The organism is Rhizobium sp. SG_E_25_P2 (assembly GCF_029892285.1).
In the GTDB taxonomy this organism is placed as follows: Bacteria; Pseudomonadota; Alphaproteobacteria; order Rhizobiales; family Rhizobiaceae; genus Rhizobium_E.
In genome coordinates, this window is the sequence record NZ_JARXVM010000006.1 from 173,882 (window position 1) to 192,764 (window position 18,883).

At 61.0% G+C, this 18,883-nt stretch carries 17 protein-coding genes; 9 read left to right on the top strand and 8 right to left on the bottom strand.

Features of this window, described 5'->3' with window-relative positions; all coding sequences use genetic code 11:
- The first annotated feature begins 5 nt into the window (after positions 1-5).
- From M2360_RS10955 to rsmA, 4 genes are all read left to right on the top strand, one after another.
- Positions 6-2,303 (top strand): LPS-assembly protein LptD, encoded by a 2,298-nt coding sequence (locus M2360_RS10955; RefSeq protein ID WP_280775243.1) that lies wholly within the window; start codon positions 6-8, stop codon positions 2,301-2,303.
- 80 nt (positions 2,304-2,383) lie between these two features.
- Positions 2,384-3,331, top strand: coding sequence for a peptidylprolyl isomerase (locus tag M2360_RS10960; RefSeq protein WP_280775162.1), 948 nt, complete (start codon positions 2,384-2,386; stop codon positions 3,329-3,331).
- 1 nt (position 3,332) lies between these two features.
- Positions 3,333-4,364, top strand: a complete 1,032-nt coding sequence (gene pdxA / locus M2360_RS10965) for a 4-hydroxythreonine-4-phosphate dehydrogenase PdxA (RefSeq protein ID WP_280775163.1) — start codon at positions 3,333-3,335, stop codon at positions 4,362-4,364.
- Positions 4,351-5,178, top strand: a complete 828-nt coding sequence (gene rsmA / locus M2360_RS10970; RefSeq protein ID WP_280775164.1) for a 16S rRNA (adenine(1518)-N(6)/adenine(1519)-N(6))-dimethyltransferase RsmA — start codon at positions 4,351-4,353, stop codon at positions 5,176-5,178. Before pdxA ends, rsmA begins: the two co-directional genes overlap by 14 nt.
- Positions 5,179-5,214: 36 nt before the next feature.
- Here rsmA and gmk read toward each other — a convergent pair whose 3' ends face one another.
- From gmk to fabD, 7 genes are all read right to left on the bottom strand, one after another.
- Positions 5,215-5,862, bottom strand: coding sequence for a guanylate kinase (gmk, locus tag M2360_RS10975; protein WP_280775165.1), 648 nt, complete (start codon positions 5,860-5,862; stop codon positions 5,215-5,217).
- A gap of 3 nt (positions 5,863-5,865) precedes the next feature.
- Entirely contained in the window at positions 5,866-6,753 is an 888-nt protein-coding gene (locus tag M2360_RS10980; RefSeq protein WP_280775166.1) for a YicC/YloC family endoribonuclease, read from the bottom strand.
- A gap of 22 nt (positions 6,754-6,775) precedes the next feature.
- On the bottom strand, positions 6,776-7,966 hold the full coding sequence (mltG, locus tag M2360_RS10985; protein ID WP_280775167.1) for an endolytic transglycosylase MltG: 1,191 nt from the start codon (positions 7,964-7,966) through the stop codon (positions 6,776-6,778).
- A 113-nt stretch (positions 7,967-8,079) separates the two neighbouring features.
- Entirely contained in the window at positions 8,080-9,342 is a 1,263-nt protein-coding gene (gene fabF / locus M2360_RS10990; RefSeq protein ID WP_280775168.1) for a beta-ketoacyl-ACP synthase II, read from the bottom strand.
- A gap of 97 nt (positions 9,343-9,439) precedes the next feature.
- The gene (locus M2360_RS10995) at positions 9,440-9,676 is read right to left on the bottom strand and encodes an acyl carrier protein (protein ID WP_137153999.1); all 237 of its coding nucleotides are present in this window, start codon (positions 9,674-9,676) and stop codon (positions 9,440-9,442) included.
- A gap of 284 nt (positions 9,677-9,960) precedes the next feature.
- Positions 9,961-10,698 (bottom strand): 3-oxoacyl-[acyl-carrier-protein] reductase, encoded by a 738-nt coding sequence (fabG, locus tag M2360_RS11000; protein WP_280775169.1) that lies wholly within the window; start codon positions 10,696-10,698, stop codon positions 9,961-9,963.
- A gap of 29 nt (positions 10,699-10,727) precedes the next feature.
- Positions 10,728-11,675, bottom strand: a complete 948-nt coding sequence (fabD, locus tag M2360_RS11005) for an ACP S-malonyltransferase (RefSeq protein WP_280775170.1) — start codon at positions 11,673-11,675, stop codon at positions 10,728-10,730.
- Between the two features lie 172 nt (positions 11,676-11,847).
- Between fabD and M2360_RS11010 the strand changes: the two genes are divergently transcribed.
- The 3 genes from M2360_RS11010 to M2360_RS11020 all read left to right on the top strand — a co-directional run bounded on the left by M2360_RS11010 (position 11,848) and on the right by M2360_RS11020 (position 15,306).
- The gene (locus M2360_RS11010) at positions 11,848-12,897 is read left to right on the top strand and encodes an aldo/keto reductase (protein WP_280775171.1); all 1,050 of its coding nucleotides are present in this window, start codon (positions 11,848-11,850) and stop codon (positions 12,895-12,897) included.
- A 100-nt stretch (positions 12,898-12,997) separates the two neighbouring features.
- Positions 12,998-14,245 (top strand): pilus assembly protein, encoded by a 1,248-nt coding sequence (locus M2360_RS11015; RefSeq protein ID WP_280775172.1) that lies wholly within the window; start codon positions 12,998-13,000, stop codon positions 14,243-14,245.
- A gap of 128 nt (positions 14,246-14,373) precedes the next feature.
- On the top strand, positions 14,374-15,306 hold the full coding sequence (locus M2360_RS11020) for a hypothetical protein (RefSeq protein ID WP_280775173.1): 933 nt from the start codon (positions 14,374-14,376) through the stop codon (positions 15,304-15,306).
- A gap of 267 nt (positions 15,307-15,573) precedes the next feature.
- On the opposite strand, the gene M2360_RS11025 is transcribed toward M2360_RS11020, so the two are convergent.
- Positions 15,574-16,041, bottom strand: a complete 468-nt coding sequence (locus M2360_RS11025; RefSeq protein WP_280775174.1) for a tryptophan-rich sensory protein — start codon at positions 16,039-16,041, stop codon at positions 15,574-15,576.
- A 272-nt stretch (positions 16,042-16,313) separates the two neighbouring features.
- On the opposite strand from M2360_RS11025, the gene M2360_RS11030 reads away from it, so the two are divergent.
- Together M2360_RS11030 and M2360_RS11035 are read left to right on the top strand one after the other, a co-directional pair.
- Entirely contained in the window at positions 16,314-17,750 is a 1,437-nt protein-coding gene (locus M2360_RS11030; protein ID WP_280775175.1) for a glycosyltransferase family 39 protein, read from the top strand.
- Positions 17,751-17,854: 104 nt separating this feature from the next.
- Positions 17,855-18,796 (top strand): hypothetical protein, encoded by a 942-nt coding sequence (locus M2360_RS11035; protein ID WP_280775176.1) that lies wholly within the window; start codon positions 17,855-17,857, stop codon positions 18,794-18,796.
- Positions 18,797-18,883: the final 87 nt, after the last annotated feature.

Below are 18,883 nucleotides of genomic sequence, written 5' to 3' on the forward strand. Positions count from 1 at the left end.
AGGTTATGCGTTGGTTGGGAGCAGCCCTTCTGTCCGGAGTGGCGAGCCTGTGCTTTGGCTTGCCGGCGGCGGCCCCTGCCTATGCGCAATCGCCGGAAGAGGACAAGAAGCCTCTTCTCTTGACCGCAAATCAGTTGATTTACGACCGCGACCTGAACAAGGTGGTGGCGGTCGGCGGCGTGCAGATCGATTACGGCGGCTACAAGCTGGTCGCCAAGCGCGTTGAATATGATCAGAAGACCGCGCGCGTCGTGGCGATCGGCGACATCGAGATGATCGAGCCGACCGGCAATCGCGTCTATGCCGACAAGCTTGATGTCACCGACGATTTCGCCAACGGCTTCATCGATACGATTCGCATTGAAACGACGGATGACACGCGCCTCGTCGCGCGCAAGGGCCGCCGGATCAACGCGGACGAACTGGTTTTGGAAAAAGGCGTCTACACCGCCTGCCAGCCCTGCAAGGATCACCCGGAAAAGCCGCCGCTCTGGCAGGTCAAAGCCGAACGCGTCATCCAGAACGGAAAGACGCATACGGTTCGATTGGAAAACGCCCAATTTGAATTGTTCGGCAGGCCGATTGCCTGGGCGCCGGTGCTCGAATTGCCCGATCCGACGGTGAAGCGCAAATCCGGTTTCCTGTTCCCGCGGATGAGCACGTCGCAGAATCTCGGCTTCGGCATGTCCATCCCCTATTACCAGACGATCACGCCGCATATGGATGCGACGCTGACTGTCACGGGCTACACCGCCCAGGGCGCGTTGCTGGACGCTGAAGTTCGCAACCAGTTCAAATATGGCCTGCACACGCTGCATATCGCCGGCATCAACCAGATGGACAATGGCCGCTTCACAGACGGCACCAGCGACGCCGAGGAGAAAACGCGGTACGCGGTGTCCTCCAAGGCCGATTTCAAGATCAATCCGCGCTGGGCCTTCGGCTGGGACGCGTTGGTCCAGTCCGACAACAATTTCGCCCGCACCTACTCGCTGTTCGACGCCGATGAAACGACGCATACCAACCAGGTCTACCTGTCTGGGCTGGGACGGCGAAACTCGTTTGACATGCGCTCCTTCTATTTTGACGTCCAGGACGCGGATCCGGACAGCAATGAAGAGAAGAAGCAGGCGGTCGTCCATCCTGTGGTCGACTACACCTACATTCACCCTGAACCGATTCTGGGTGGTCAATTGTCGTCGACCGTCAACTTCCAGAGCCTGACTCGCACCACCACCGACCGGGTGAGAAGGCTTGACGGCATCGATGTTCCGGACCGGTTCCAGGGCATCGCGGGCACATCGAACCGCTTCACCACCGAGGCGGAATGGAAGCGCACCTTCGTGGTTCCCGGCGGACTGTTGCTGACCCCGCTTCTAGCGGCGCGCGGCGATGGCTTCTATCTCGACACCAACAGTGTTCCGTCGAGTTATAATTACTACGATGGCTCGGACGCCGGCCGCTCCATGCTGACAGCGGGCATCGAAGCACGCTATCCGGTGCTGGTGACCACCGCCAATGCCAGCCATGTTTTCGAACCGATCGCGCAAGTCTATGCGCGTCCGGACGAGCGGCTTGCTGGACGACTGCCGAATGAAGACTCGCAGAGCTTCGTGTTCGACGCCTCCAACCTGTTTGAGCGTGACAAATTCTCGGGCTTCGACCGGGTCGAAGGCGGCACGCGCGCCAATTACGGTCTGCGCTACACCGGAACGCTCGACAGCGGCTATGTGTTCCGCGGCGTGTTCGGACAATCCTATCAGTTGGCCGGCAAGAATTCCTTCGCGGCCGATGACCTCGTCAACGCCGGCGCGAATTCCGGGCTGGAGACGCGCGCATCCGACCTCGTCGGCTCCGTCGGCGTGGCGGCTCCGATGGGCGTGACAGCTTCCTTCGGCGGCCGTTTCGACCAGAAGAGCTTTGAAATCCAGCGCACGGATTCGACGCTCGGCTATAACAGCAAAAAGCTGCAGACCGAGTTGACCTACACCCAGATCGCGGCGCAACCGAAATACGGCTATCCCACCGAAGGCCAGGAGATCCAGTCGACCACGGCCGTCAAGCTCAAGGACTTCTGGTCCGTCTACGGCTCGGCGACCTGGGACCTGAAGGCCAATGTGATGAGCCGCAATACGTTCGGCTTCTCCTATGACGACAGCTGCACCGTGTTCGAAATCGGCTTTAGCCAGACGCGCGACCCCGATGACAAGTCCGCGAATGACTGGTCGATCGGCGCGCGGCTTAGTTTCCGGACGCTTGGCGACATCAATGTCGGCGATTCCAACGCTCCGAAGTTCAATTGACATTGTTTTGCCTCATGGAATGTGCAATTCCATCCTCCCGCAGGAATTGCCGCGAGAGCATGTGGCTTGAGAGGTGGAGGATGATGATGACGTTGACGCGTTTTCGTGCGCTGGTCGCGGGCGCCGTGATTTTCGCCCTTTCGGCGACTTTGGCGCCTGAACCCGCGATGGCCGCTGGCGATGGCGTCGCCGCGATCGTCAACGGCGTCGTAATCACCGATGGCGACGTCGCCAAGCGCGCCGCCTTCCTGCGCTTGCGGCGCGCCCCGGGCGCCGGCGCGCAGAAAGCCCGCGAGGAGCTCGTCAACGAGACCTTGATGCGCAACGAGATCATCCGTGTCGGCGCCTCGGTCAGCACCGATGACGTTGACGCCGCCTTCGCCCGCTTCGCCGGCTCCAACAAGATGACCGTCCCGCAGCTCACCCAGATCCTGAGCAAGGCTGGGGTGACCGCCGAACATTTCAAATCCTATATCGGCATCCAGATGAGCTGGCCGCGAGCCGTAAATTCCCGTTACGGCGCATCCGGCCAGATGAGCGCGCAGGATTTCATCGTTCGCCTGCAAAAGGACAACGGCAAGAAACCCGTCACCAATGAATATATCCTTCAGCAGGTGATCTTCGTGATCCCCGCGTCCAAGAAGGGCAAGATCACCGGCAAGCGCAAATCCGAGGCGGAAGCCTCCCGCAAACAGTATCCGGGTTGCGCCGGCGCCAAGGCGTTCGCCGCCGGCCTGCACGATGTCTCCATCCGCGAAATCGGCCGTGTGCTCGAACCGCAGCTTCCCGCCGCCTGGAAGGACGATCTGCTGAAAACCTCCGTCGGCGGCACGACCCGCCCACAGGTTACCGATCGCGGCGTGGAATATATCGCCGTCTGCAAGAAACGCGAGGTGTCGGACGATTTCGCCGCCCAGGTCGTCTATCAGGCCCAGGATCTCGAAAAGGCCGAAAAGCAGGGCCAGGATCCTAACAGCGTCAAATATCTCGACGAACTTCGCAAGCGCGCCCAGATCGAGCTGCGCTGACATGACTGACGCGGGAGCGCCTCTTCTCGCCCTGACGCAGGGCGATCCCGCCGGCATCGGCCCCGACATCGCGCTGGCCGCCTGGCTTGAGCGTCGGAGCGCTGCCCTCTCCCCCTTCATCTATATCGGCGATCCCGGCGTCCTTGCCGCGCGAGCGGCGCTTTTAGGGATAGACGCGCCAATCCGCGAATGTGACGTCGAGGACGCTGCAGCCATCTTTGATGAAGCCTTGCCGGTGCTGCCGGTCGCTGCCGGCTGCGACGTCATCGCAGGCAAGCCCGACAGTCTGAGCGCCCCGGGCACGATCGGCGCCATAGAGGCCGCCGTCGAACTGACGCTATCTGGCCGCACCGCCGCCGTCGTCACCTGTCCGATCGCAAAATCCGTGCTCTATGACGCCGGCTTCGCCTTTCCCGGTCATACCGAATTCCTTGCCGATCTCGCGTCCAAAGCGCTGGGCGACGCCGTGACGCCGGTGATGATGATCGCCGGACCTGAATTGCGCACGGTGCCGGTCACCATCCATATTCCCCTGAAAGACGTGCCCGCCGCGCTGACGGAAGATCTGGTCTATCAGACCGCGTTGATCACCGCGCGTGATCTCCAGAGCCGCTTCGGCATTGCCTGCCCGCGTCTTGCGCTTTCGGGCCTCAATCCGCATGCAGGCGAGGACGGCGCGCTCGGCGCCGAGGACGCCGCCGTCATTGCCCCGGCTATTGCCCGGCTCAGGGCAGAAGGCGTCGATGTCATCGGCCCCCTGCCCGCCGACACGATGTTCCACAAGGCGGCGCGCGAGACTTACGACGTGGCGATCTGCATGTATCACGATCAGGCGTTGATCCCGGCCAAGGCGCTCGGCTTCGACGATGGCGTCAACGTCACGCTCGGCCTGCCCTTCATCCGCACCTCGCCCGACCACGGCACGGCCTTTTCTCTGGCTGGAACCGGCAAGGCGCGGGCGTCCAGCCTGATCGCAGCCCTGCGCATGGCAGCGGACATGGCCGCCGAAGGACATGACCATGGCCGCGCTTGATGGATTGCCGCCGCTGCGCGACGTGATCGCGCGCCACGGCTTGGACGCCAAGAAGGCGCTCGGCCAGAACTTTCTGCTCGATCTCAACATCACCCAGAAGGTCGCCCGCACTGCGGGCAAGCTCGACGACGCCGTGGTGGTGGAGATCGGTCCTGGCCCCGGCGGCCTCACCCGCGCGCTGCTCGCGCTGGGCGCCCGCAAGGTGGTGGCCGTGGAGCGCGACGAACGCTGCCTGCCGGCGCTCGCCGAGATCGCCGCTCATTACCCTGGACGACTGACCGTGGTCTCGGGCGACGCGCTGGAGACCGATATCGCCCAGTTCGCCGAAGACGGCCTGGCGCTGAAGGTCGTGGCCAATCTGCCCTATAATATCGGCACGCAATTGCTGGTTAACTGGCTGACATCAGGCTGGCCGCCGGTGTGGACGTCGCTGACGCTGATGTTCCAGAAGGAAGTCGGCGAACGCATTGTGGCGGGGCCGGATGACGATCACTACGGCCGTCTCGGCGTGCTCTGCGGCTGGCTGACCTATTGCGAGATGATGTTCGACCTGCCGCCGCAGGTGTTCTCGCCGCCGCCGAAAGTCACTTCCACCGTGGTGCATCTTGAGCCGCGCAAGAAGACCATTCCTTGTGAACTCGCCAAACTTGAAAAAGTCACCGCCGCCGCCTTCGGCCAGCGCCGCAAGATGCTGCGCCAGAGCCTGAAACCGCTCGGCGGCGAGGCGCTGCTCCAGAAGGCCGGCATCGACTCCTCACGCCGCGCCGAGACGCTGAGCGTCGAGGAATTCTGCGCGATCGCCAATCTGCTGTAAGCTGAAAAAGCCAAGGGCCGCATCGCGGCCCTCAGATCATTCCACCAAAGTCTGCACGAAATCGAACAATCCGTGCCTGCGGTCGCGGCGGAGCCGTTCGGCCTCGACGATCGCCTTGACCGAGGTGAACGCGCGGTTGAGGTCGTCATTGACCACGACATAATCATATTCGCGCCAATGGGCGATTTCGGCGCGGGCATTGGCCAATCGCGTGGCGATGACCTCGGCGCTGTCCTCGGCGCGACGATTGAGGCGGCTCTGCAACTCGTCCATGGTCGGCGGCAGGATGAAGATCGACACGACGTCGGCCGGCATCTTCTCCTGCAATTGCTGCGCGCCCTGCCAGTCGATGTCGAACAGCATGTCGCGGCCCTCGGCCATGGCGTTTTCGGCCGCCTCGCGCGGCGTGCCGTAGAAATTGCCGTGCACTTCCGCCCATTCCAGCAGCGAGTCGCTCTGCTTCAGCCGTTCGAATTCCTTATGGCTGATGAAGTGGTAATGCACGCCCTCGATCTCGGAGGGGCGGCGCTGACGCGTCGTGACGCTCACCGACATCGACATGGTCGGATCGGCTTCCAGCACATTGCGGGCGATGGTGGATTTACCGGCGCCGGAGGGAGAGGAAATCACGAGCATCAAACCGCGTCGTGCAATATTGACGACCTTGCCGGCAGTCTTGGCCATCTATCACTCCAGATTCTGGACTTGCTCGCGGAATTGATCGATCACCACTTTCAGCTCTATGCCTGCCGCCGTGACCGCCGCGCTGTTGGATTTAGAACAGATCGTGTTCGATTCGCGATTGAATTCTTGGGCGATGAAATCGAGCTTGCGCCCCACCGGCCCGCCCTTGGCGAGAAGATCGCGCGCGGCGGCGACATGCGCCTTGAGCCTGTCGATCTCTTCGCGGATATCGGCCTTTGTCGCCATCAACGCGACTTCGGCGTAAAGCCGATCGCGATCAAAGCCTTGCGGGCTTTCCAACAAAGTCGCGATCTGACCTTCGAGCCGGGCGCGGATCTGATCCGGGCTGCGCGAAGGATCGAGTTCGACGACGAGAGCCAGTTGTTCGACCACGTCGATCTGGCCGCCGAGCACGAATCCGAGCGCCTCGCCTTCGCCTTGGCGCATCGACTTCATCGAGGCGGCAGCCTTGTCCAGGCCGTCAAGCACGGCCCGGTCGAGCGCTTCGGCTTCGCCGTCACCTTCCGCTTCTTCCTTGAAATCAACCACGCCTCGGATCGATAGCAGGGTGTCGAGCTTGAGCGGGGCGGGATCAATGCGGTCGCCCAAGCGTTGGCGAAGCGCCATGACGGCGTCGAGCGCAGCGTCATTGATCACCGCTTCAACTCGACCGACGCCGGCCTGCAGCGACAGCGACGCCTGGATATTGCCGCGTGCAAACACCTGCCCCAGACGACGGCGCACCTCCGCTTCCAGCCTGTCAGTGCCGGGCGGCAGACGCAGTCGCACATCCAGACCCTTGCCATTGACCGAGCGCAGTTCCCACGCCCATTGGTAACGACCGATCTGTCCATCCAACCGGGCAAAGCCGGTCATGGATTGCAATGTCATGTTCTTATAGCCCCTGCCCTGCTCAGTTGGCGTCCTGCGCCGCATCGGTCTCGCTGCCGGCGTCCGCCTTCTGCTTGGCCGCCTCCGCTTCGATCTGCCGCCAGCGGCGCACATTGGCGTTGTGGTCGTCGAGCGTCTTGGCGAAGGCATGGCCGCCGGTGCCATCAGCGACGAAATAGAGATAATCCGTCTTGGAGGGATTGGCGACGGCTTCAAGCGCGGCGCGACCGGGATTGGCGATCGGCGTCGGCGGCAGCCCCTTGATCACATAGGTGTTATAGGGCGTTTCCTTGGTCTTGTCGGACTGGGTGATCGGCTTGTCGGCCGGTTTGCCGTCGCCGCCATAGACGCCATAGATGATCGTCGGGTCCGACTGCAGCCGCATATTCTTGCGCAAGCGATTGAGGAAGACCGAGGCGACCTGCGGTCGCTCGTCGGGCTTGCCGGTTTCCTTTTCGACGATCGACGCGAGAACAAGCAACTGCTCCTTGCTGTCGATCGGCAGATCGCTGTCGCGGTGGTTCCAGACCTGGTCGATGAGCTTTGCTTGGCTCGCCTGCATCTGCTCGACGATCGCCTTGCGGTCGCTGCCGCGGGTGAATTTGTAAGTGTCGGGCCTGAGGCTGCCTTCCGGCGGCAGATCCACCGGCAATTCGCCTTCCAGCACAGGATCGGCGGCGAGACGCTTGAAGATCTGCTTGACGGTCAGGCCTTCCGGGAAGGTGATCGAATACTGGATCGACTTGCCGGAGCGGAACAGCTCCATCACTTCTTCCATCGAGGCGCCGGCCTTGACCTCATATTCACCGTGGCGCATGGCCTCGCCCGCGCCGAGGAAACTGGTGACGCTCGAGAAGATCCGCGCCTGCGAGATGATGTTGCGGCGCTCCAGGGCGCTGGCGATTTCCTTCACGCCCGCGCCTTCGCGCACCAGAAATGTGGTGTTGGTTTCGAGCGGGCCCGGCGCCTGATATTCGTGGAACGCGTAGTACACCAGAGCCACCGCGCCGATGGTCGCCAATGTGATCATGCTCATGACGAAATTGAGGAAGATCACCAATTGACTGCGGGCTTCACGCGAACGCTTCGGCGGCGACGGCACCTTTTCTGGCCTGAGCGCCTCGTTGGGCGACTGTGGAATAAAACGCCCGCCTGCCTCGCCATTGTCCTGGCGGCCAAACTGACCATTGGTTGTCTGGTTGGGTTCGGTCACCTGAAGTCCTCGAATGCTGATTCACGACGCAGAACCGGCTTTATCTAAAGCGGCATTGCGGCAGAAACAGGAAAGTCATGCGGCGGCCCCGCGCAAGCGGAGCCACGGGGGCGTCAGGCTGTGTAGCGCTTCAGCACCAGCGACGCATTGGTGCCGCCGAAGCCGAAAGAGTTAGACAAAGCCACATCGATTTTGCGCTTGCGCGCCACTTTCGGCACCAGGTCCACCTGCGTTTCCACCTCGGGGTTGTCGAGGTTCAGCGTCGGCGGCGCGATATTGTCGCGAATGGCGAGCGTCGCGAAAATCGCCTCGATGGCGCCGGCTGCGCCCAGGAGATGGCCCGTGGCGGATTTCGTGGACGACATCGACACATTCGCCGCGGCATCGCCGAGCAGACGCTCGACGGCGCCCAGTTCGATCGTGTCGGCCATGGTCGAGGTGCCATGCGCGTTAATGTAATCGAGGTCGGAGGGTTCGAGTCCGGCCCGCTTCAGCGCCATGCGCATGCAGCGTTCGGCGCCCTCGCCGTTTTCCGACGGAGCCGTGATGTGGAAGGCGTCGCCCGACAGGCCGTAACCCACGACTTCGGCATAGATCTTGGCGCCGCGCGCCAAGGCATGCTCGAGCTCTTCGAGAACGACGATGCCGGCGCCTTCGCCCATGACAAAACCATCGCGGTCCTTGTCATAGGGGCGCGAGGCCCGCTGCGGCTCGTCATTATAGGCTGTAGACAGCGCCTTGCAGGCGGCGAAGCCGGCCAGCGAAATGCGGCTGACAGGCGATTCCGTGCCGCCGGCCACCATCACATCCGCATCGCCGAGGCCAATCAGACGGGCGGCGTCGCCGATGGCGTGCGCGCCGGTCGAGCAGGCGGTGACGACCGAGTGGTTCGGACCGCGCAGTTTGTGGCGGATCGACACCTGTCCGGAAACCAGATTGATCAGTCGTCCGGGAATGAAAAAGGGAGAAACGCGTCGCGGACCTTTGTCGCGCAACGTATAGCCGGCTTCGACGATGCCTTCGACACCCCCGATGCCCGAGCCGATCAGCACGCCGGTCTGAATCTGGTCTTCATCCGTCTCGGGCTTCCAGCCCGCGTCCGCCAATGCGATATCGGCGGCGGCCATGCCATAGACGATGAACGGATCGACTTTGCGCTGCTCTTTCGGCTCCATCCATTGGTCGGGATTAAACGCGCCGTCCTTGTAATCGCCAAGCGGAACCCTGCAGGCGATCTTGGCCGGCAGATCCTCGACTTCGAATTCAGTGACCTTGCGCGCGCCGTTTTTGCTAGCGAGCAGGTTCGCCCAGGTGACGTCCACGCCACAGCCGAGCGGGGTCACCATGCCGAGACCCGTTATCACGACACGTCTCATGGTTTGCCCTCCACCCTATGCTTTTATCCTTGCACAATACAAAAAACGCTTGCCGGGCGGCCCGAACCGCGGCGGCAAGCGCTCAACTCGATGAGGCTTAAGCCTGAGCCTTTTCGATGAACTTGACGGCGTCGCCGACAGTCAGGATCGAATCGGCGGCGTCATCGGGGATTTCCACGCCGAATTCTTCTTCGAAGGCCATGACGAGTTCGACGGTGTCGAGCGAGTCGGCGCCCAGGTCGTCGATGAAGCTGGCGGCTTCGGTGACCTTTTCGGCTTCGACGCCGAGATGGTCAATCACAATTTTCTTCACGCGTTCAGCGATATCGCTCATGTCGGATTCCTCGACCTTCGTTCATTTCGTGCGCCGTTATGACGCCGTTAACCATTTTAGAACCACGCGCCCTTGTCGGGTCTTTAGCGGCTCCGTTCAGCCGTCCGCGCCCAAACCCGGTCTAAACCGATTTTATCGCGGACTTGGCAAACAAGGACTGCACTCAGTCTCTTGCGGCTTAACACGGTTTAATTCCCGCGCAAAGCCAGAAAATGAGCCGCCCGCGCCTGTTCAACACCCAATATCAAGGGCTTGCGACGGTGCTTGCGGCGCATCCTCCATTCTCAGATCATCGCCATGCCGCCATTGACGTGAATGGTCTGGCCGGTGACGTAGGACGCCTCGCTGGATGCGAGGAACACAACCGCTGCGGCAATCTCCGCGCCCTTGCCCATCCGCTTCATCGGGATCTTGGCGGAAATGACTTCCTGCTGTTTTTCGTTCAGCTTTTCGGTCATGGCGCTTTCGATGAAGCCCGGCGAGATGCAATTGGCGGTGATGTTGCGGCTCGCCACTTCGGCGGCGAAGGACTTGGTGAAGCCTTCCATGCCGGCCTTGGAGGCGCAATAATTTGCCTGGCCAGGATTGCCAGTGGTTCCGACAACCGAGCTGATATTGATGACGCGGCCATAGCGGCGCTTCAGCATCGGGCTGGTCAATTCGCGGGTCAGCGTGAAGGCGGCGGTCAGGTTCACCGCGATCACCGCGTCCCAATCGTCATCGCTCATGCGCATCATCAACCCGTCGCGGGTGATGCCGGCATTGTTGACCAGGATATCGACGCCGCCAAGGCCAGCTTCGACTTCGGCCGCAAACGGCTTGATCGAGGCGCGGTCGCTGAGGTTCGCCGTGAAGATATGGGCGCGCTCGCCAAGCTCGGCGGCGAGCGCCTCGAGCTTTTCGCGGCGGGTGCCGTGCAGGCCGACGATCGCGCCCTGGGCATAGAGCGCGCGGGCGATTTCCTCGCCGATGCCGCCCGAAGCGCCGGTCACCAACGCCTTGCGGCCGGAAAGATCAAACATGAGACTTCCTCTCTTCTGTTGGCGCCGGATCAGCCGTTGAGGGCTGAAAGGGCGGCTTCGATATCCTGCGGACCATTGACGACCACGCCGGCGATATTCTTGTCGATACGGCGAGCCAATCCGGTCAGCACCTTGCCGGCGCCAATTTCGTAAAGCGTGGTCACGCCATTGGCTGCGAACCATTCCACCGTTTCGCGCCAACGGACCTGGCCGGTCACCTGCTTGACGAGAAGCGCGGCGATTTCGGCCGGATCGGTCACCGGCGCGACCGCGACATTGGCGATCACCGGAACGATGGGGCTGTTGATCGTCACCTGCGCCAGCGCTTCCGCCATGGCGTCGGCGGCCGGCGACATCAGCGACGAATGGAACGGCGCCGACACCGGCAGCAGGATCGCACGCTTGGCGCCCTTGGCGGTCGCCAGCGCGCAAGCGCGATCGACCGCGCCCTTCTCGCCCGAAATCACCAACTGGCCGCCGCCATTGTCATTGGCGATCTGGCAGCCGCCGTCAACCTGCGAGGCGTCAGCGCAGACAGCCTCGACATCAGCCTGTTCCAGTCCGATGATCGCGGCCATGGCGCCTTTGCCCGACGGCACAGCCGCCTGCATGGCGTTGCCGCGAATCCGCAAGAGACGCGCTGCGTCGCCGATCGAGAAGGCGCCGGCTGCGGCGAGCGCCGAATATTCGCCGAGCGAATGGCCGGCGACATAGGCAACCTTGCTCTTAAGGTCGAGGCCGCGCGCTTCGAGCACGCGGATGGCGGCGAGCGACACGGCCATCAGCGCCGGCTGGGCATTCGCCGTCAGCGTCAGTCTGTCTTCGGGGCCGTCCCACATCGTGGATGTCAGCTTTTCGCCGAGCGCCTCGTCGACTTCATCGAACACGGCGCGGGCTTCCGGAAACGCGTCGGCGAGATCCTTGCCCATGCCGACAGCCTGGCTGCCTTGGCCAGGAAAGGTGAATGCGATCGCCATTGGGTGTCTCCCTCTATGGTTTTCGTCTTCCAATTCACACAATGTTGCAGCCTGTCAAGCTTGGCGCCACCGGAAGCTCCGGCTTTTCCAGCCAAATTCTCCGGCTTGCGCATCTTGCAGCGCAACAAAATCGGCCTACATTGCCCCGGATTTCCACATCGGAGCCATTTCCATGAAATTCAATACTCTTGGCCGGACCGGCATCACCGTGTCCGAGATCTGCCTGGGCACCATGACCTGGGGCGGCGACCAGAACGACCAGGCCGACGGGTTCGAACAGATGGATTACGCGGTCGAGGCCGGCGTCAACTTCTTCGACACCGCAGAACTCTATCCCGTCACGCCGCTGTCGGCTGAAACGCAGGGCGCCACCGAATCCATCATCGGCGAATGGATGAAGGCGCGGGCAAATCGCGACAAGATCGTCGTGGCCACCAAGATCTCCGGACCCGGCCGTCCCTATATTCGCGGCGGCGCGGCGATCAACCGCAAGGAAATAGAGGACGCGCTTGCCCAATCGCTGAAACGCCTCAAAACCGATTACATCGATCTCTATCAGTTGCACTGGCCAAATCGCGGCCATTATCATTTCCGCCAGATCTGGAATTACCACCCGGAAAAGCAGCCGCCCAAGGCCGAGATTCTCGACAATATGCTGGAATGCCTTGAAACGCTCGATGAAGCCGTCAAGGCCGGCAAGATCCGCGCGGTCGGGCTTTCCAACGAAACGGCCTGGGGAACCATGCAATTCCTCGATCTCGCCGAGAAGCGCGACCTCCCCCGCATGGCCTCGGTGCAGAACGAATACAACCTCCTCTATCGCGCCCATGATCTCGACTATGCGGAACTGTCGCATCACGAAAAGGTCGGGCTGTTGTCTTACTCGCCGCTCGCTGCGGGCCTTCTGAGCGGCAAATATCTCAACGGCCAGAAGCCGGCCGGCAGCCGCGCCGCCATCAATGGCGATCTCGGCGGACGTTTCCAACCGCTGCAGGAGCCGGCTGTCGCCGCCTATGTCGACATCGCCCGCCGCCATGGGCTCGACCCGTCGGCCATGGCGCTGGCCTGGTGCCTGACAAAACCGTTCATGACATCGGTGATCATCGGGGCGACCACGATGGAGCAATTGAAGATCAACCTGTCGGCGGCAGACCTCGACCTTTCGAACGACGTTCGACAGGAAATCGCCGCCGTCATCAGGCGCTATCCGATGCCGATCTGAGAAGGATCTAATTTTAGATTTGCTTTAACGATCTGATAAAGCTGATCTTTAAATGTGTTCTGCTAAGAGACAGTTGAGCTTTTCATCTGGGATCTGCGGCATGAAACATTTACCAGCATTCGGGGCAGTCCGGGCCTTTCTGGTCAATACCGGAGGCAATATCGCATTGGTCGCCGCGCTGACCATGCCCGTCATTCTGACGAGCGCCGGCGCGGCGATCGACTACAGCATGGCCTCGTATGAGCGGCAGTTCATGCAATCCTCGCTGGACGCCGGCGTGCTCGCGGCGGTGGTTGAGGACGATGATATATCCCGTCGCAGCGTGGTCGAAAAATATATCGACGCCAATTTCGTGGGTGAATCGAGGCTTGCCCCGGATGGACAACCGATTGACCCGGAGACAATCGACTATTCGACGCAGCTCGCTGTCAACACCAACTCTGACAATTCGCTGACTGCGACCTTCACCAGGTCCTACAAGACGACATTCATGAGCGTGATCGGGGTAAGAGCGCTCAATCTGACGGTCAGATCCAGCGCCGCAGCGTTACAATCCGGTCCCTGCATCACCGTGCTCGGCAGTTCTGGTCAGGATGTGCTCGTCAATTCCGGCGCCAATGTCACCTCGAGCGAATGCAAGATGCATGTACGCTCGACTGCCAATCCGGCTTTCATCATGAACAGCGGCTCGACGATCAGCCTCGCCGAATTCTGCGTCAAGGGCACGAATTACATCAAGAACGGCGGCACTCTGTCGAACCTCAAGACCGGCTGCGATGCGCAATCGGATCCTTACGTCAACGCGTTCGTCGAACCCACTGTGTCCTCGACCTGCACGACCAGCGGCTATTTCAACAGCAATACGGTCACCCTGGAGCCGGGCGTTCATTGCGACACCGGCTTCAACGGCAGCCCGACCATCACCTTCAAGCCGGGTCTGCATATCATCAAGGGGCGGATGATCATCAATTCCGGCGCGACGGTGAATGCGACGGGCGTGACCTTCTATTTTCCTGACGTGAACAGCGAGATTCGCGCCAATGGCGGCCTGACATTCACGGCGTCGGCGCCCACCAACGGAACCTATAAGGGCGTGCTGATGTTCGAAAAGACCTCGAACGCCGCCAACAACGCCAACAAGACCCAGTATATCTTCAACGGCTCCAATGGCGAACATCTCGAAGGCATCATCTATCTGCCCAACCGAAACGTGACTTACAATTCCACCACCAACGCCACTGAAAAGATCTCCATGGTCGTCAACCAGATGCTGATCAATTCCGCGAATTGGAAGATATCTCCCTATGGCGGATCCTCCGGCAGCGAGGGGACGCGTCTCACGGAATAAAAACCGAAAACGTGGGCGCGCGGATCGAAACCAGAATAGCGCCCACAGTTTCGCATTTAACGGCTTTCTAAGGACTCTTCCGCTAGGCTGGCGAAAACCCCTCTTCAACCGCGCGCCAGGATAGTTGCATGATCGGTTTCAACGCCTCCTACGCGCTGTCGGACGCGCGGTCCTATGTCGAGCAATTGTTCGGGCGGACGCAGTCCACTCCGGCTGACAAAACCGGGCCACAGCCGGCCAGTTGGGATGCATCGTCTGACAACAGCGAAGGCTTGACCCACCGCGACCAGGCCATCAACAAGATCATTTCGCTGATCTGGACCATGCAGCATGGCGGCGAGCAGCAGCAGAGCGCAATCAATCAAACCGGCGGCTATATACTGGATGCCCAGGGCACAGATGAGGCCGACGAGATCAACATGAAAGCGATCTCGGCCTTCAACGTCGATCTCGGCGGCGGCGATGACACGATAAATCTCAAGGCAGGCAGCCTCGCGGCGCTGCAAGCGGGCGATGGGGCCGACACGCTCAATCTGACCGCACGCTATCTGGCTGAAATCGACGGCGGTGAAGGCGATGACGCGATCACCATGGCTGGCGAAATTGTCGATGGCGTCGATGGCAATGCGGGCGACGATGTCCTCAAGGTGAGCGGCCGCGCCATCCTCAACCTCACAGGCGGGGCCGGCAATGACACGATCCAACTCGTCGGCGAACGGATCTTTGCGGCCGGCGGCGCGGGCGACGATACGATTTCAATCACGAGCAAGGGCGCAAGACCAGCGGAACTCAGCTTCGCCACCGGCGACGGCAAGGACACCGTGACCTCAAACGGCCCGCTCGATATCCGCTTTACCGCTTCGGGCTATGGCCAGGCAATGGCGGATGCGCTGACGCCGGATCAACTGGAAATCACGGCCTCCGACGGCGCCTTGACCATCCGTGCGCGCGGCAGCGACGACGCGATTACTATAAGCTTCACAAGCGGCGTTCTTCAGGACGCTGCGCCAAGCTATTCCTTCGTGTTGGACAACGGCGATTATGTGCTGAACATCCGCTGAGGATCAACTTACCGTCCGACAACCTTCACGGTTTTTTGATTTGTCAGGCCATCGGCGGGACAATTCGTCCCGTAAATCTGGGCCTGGATGACGCAACTGATAGCGCTGTTCATGGCGCGCGGGCTTTTAGATCTGTGGGCGCATCGACGGCGTTAGCTGGTTACCAGCCTCGGCGTCTTCATGCTTGGCAATCTCAGCCGCGTCCGACCCCTGCTTGAACAGCAAAGCGTGCTCACCGTGGAGCGCTTCGCGCAAGCCTTTCGCCTCTCAAGGGTTCATGGCGACCAGTGAAACATTGAGAATCGCGGCGAAGCTCACCCAGGCCAGATAAGGCGCAAACAACAGCGCGGAAATGCGATCGTCGCGGCGGTTCAGGGCAATGAAGCCCAGTATAGTCAGCCACAACACAGCGATGATCGCCACTGATCCCCAGCGCCAATGCAGGCCGAACCAGGCGGGCGACCAGGCCCAGTTGAGCGCCATCTGCGCCACCCAGAGCTTCAGGGCCGGGCCGTTCCGGTCACGCTCGAACACGCGCCAGCCGGCAATGGCTATGAGGATGTAGAGAACCGTCCACGCCGGCGCGAAGACCCAGTTGGGCGGATTGAAGACCGGCTTGCGCAGGTTCGCATACCAATCCCCTGGCGGATTGGTCACGCCGATATAAATCCCGACGCCGAGAACGACCGCGACAAAGGCGACCAGCGTCAGTGCGGAACGGAGAGTGTGCGGCATGGGAGCATCCTTTTTCGTCTAACGCGCGTCGCGATCTTTCAGATCCGCTCCTTACGCTTTATCTGTTTGGTTTATCGCATGTCGTGGTCCTCAAACCGGTGACCACTTTCGGGCGACATGCTTTCGGCCGAAGCATCAGCACAACAAACGTATACGACGCCAGTAGCAGTTTCAGTCCGAAATTTCTTCTCGCTGATCATTGTGCGGGAGCCAGTTGTGAGCAGGCCGACTTTCCGGTAATCCAGCGCTCGATCGATCCCAACGGTATGCTCATGACCCTTCGCGCCAGCCTTGTTTTCATTATCGCTGTGACCATCTGGCGGATCGTCTGGCTGGCTTTTGACCGCACCGACCTTTTCGTCGACGAAGCGCAATACTGGCTTTGGTCGCAGCATCTCGATTTCGGCTATTACTCCAAGCCGCCGATGATCGCCTGGATCATTGCCGCAGTCACCGGCGCGGCCGGCTCGAGCGACATCTTCTGGATAAGATTGTGCGGGCCGCTGATGCATGCCGCCAATGCGATGATGCTGATGGCGGCGGCGCGGCGGGTGACATCGATCGAGAACGCCGCCTGGGTCGGTGCAAGCTATATCGCCATCCCTGCGGTCTCCCTGTCGGCCTATATGTTCTCGACCGATGTGCCGCTGATCTTCTTCATCGCGCTGGCGCTGTGGGCCTATCTCGGCCTCATCGAAAAACGGTCGGCAGGCCTCGCCCTCGTCATGGGCATCGGCGTCGGCTGCGCCTTCCTGTCCAAATACGCGTTGCTTTTCCTGTTGCCCGGCGGCGCGCTGGCGCTTCTTCTCATCCCGCAGGCGCGGATCGCCATCCGCGATTTCATGATCTCGGTGGTCGTCGCAGCCCTCGTCGCCGCACCGAATCTCCTCTGGAACCTCACCCATGGCGGCGCGACGGTGAAACACACCGAGGACATCGCCAAATGGGACCAGATGGCGCTCAAGCCGCTGAAGGCGCTGGAATTCTTTGTCGCGCAATTCGGCGTGATGGGACCGGTGCTGTTCACCGCACTGCTCTATGCCGGCTACCGGGCGATCCGTGGCCAGTCAGAGCCGCAAGAGCGCATCCTGCTCTGGCTGTCTTTACCGGTGACGGGTCTGATCACGCTGCAGGCGCTGCTCGCCAAGGCAGAGGCCAATTGGGCGGCCTCCGCCTATGCGGCGGGCGTCATCGTCTCGGTCATGCTGCTGGCCCGGCTCTGGCCGCGCGGATTGACGCTATCGCTGGCGCTGACGGGCGCGGTCGCGCTGGCATTCCCGATCCTGCCCGCCTTCCCCGATACGATCCCTTTCAGCCTGGTCAAGCGCAACACAGGCCGTTCCGAGGTCAGCCTCAGGGCGGAAGAGCTGACGCGCGGCGCAGGCCTGACGGTGATCGTCTCCGACAACAGGGACATGCTTGCCGATCTGTTCCATACGCTGCGCGACGCGAAACTGACGCTCAAAGCGCGGGCGCCGGAAGGTTTTCCGGAAAACTATTATGAACAGACGTTTCCCTATCCGCCGCCGGTAGACCATTACGGGCGATCCATGGACTTCGATCCATCGCAAAAGGTTCTGTATCTCACCCGCAAGCCTTTGGTTTGCGTGAGCGAAACGCCCAACTTGCTCGCCAGCTGGACGCCCGTTGCAGACTATTTTCGCGGCCGGACGATTTACGCCTATGACGCGGCAGCCGGCTGCCTCTAAACCGGGATAGGCCGCATTTGAGGACGGCTGATAATTATACTTCTACTTGCAATAATTACGTGCAATATTCTCTCATCTTACTCTCTTGAGATGAGGGCGTCGACATGCTTGAAAGCGCATATAAAGTCGGGCTCAATCAAGCAGCAAGGACAGTAGCTGCTTTATCAGATCGCGTTGAAGCGACACCGCGCCAAATCTATCTTGAGAATTGGCGCAGAAGAAACAGTGCGCTCGACGGGCTGTTCTACGACGTAAAAGTGATATCCGCTGCCGAAACATCGAAAATCGGGCCATCCGATGCGCGCGAAGGAACGATCTTGATTGTTCCGCCAACGGGGCAAAGCGAGCTCCGTCTTTGTACCTCCATCGATGATTTCATCGCGCAGGGCGGCTCGGACGTCGATATCATCGCTATTGCCGGCGTCGGCAGTTCTGCACTTGGATCGGCAGCATTTGCCCGCAACGTCGCCGATGCGCTTGGACGTCCGGCCGCGGCCGTCGTGTCCGGCTACGGATTGGCCGACCTGATGACGGAAGCGCTGGGCGGCTATTTCCTTTTTGGCCAGTTGAACGGCCTCAGGCACATGTTCGAACCGCTGGACGCCTTAGCGAAAAGCCATCAGCCGACGATCAGCATCCTGGCCGAGCAGACCGCTCGGAAAAGTCACGATACCCGCACGGTAGCGGCCATGCTCGCCCATCCCAAACTGCGATTCACAGTGCTAACCGGGCATTCGAAAGGCAATCTCGTTTTGTCGGAGGCGCTCTACTCCATAAGGGATGCCGACGCCTCGCTCTGCCGAAAACTGGCCAAAATAAGCAAGATAGTAACTGTCAGCGCCGTAATAGACATGCCGCGACCGTTTTCGGACATCACCGATGTCATAGGCGCATTGGACTGGTTCGGCGGCTTTAATTCAAGACTGGACCTCCGGCCGGATAGGCTGGCGCCAAATGCATGGCATCACACAAACACGGAACTCCCGTTTGCCCTGGATGTCAGGGACACATTCACGGGCCTTGTCGCAGACGGAGTGCTGCGCTGACGCGACATATTTATGCGTGGGAGTTGCAATCCTCGGCTTTCCGTGTATAAGCCCGCTTCATCAAACATCCGGTCATATTGGCTGGTG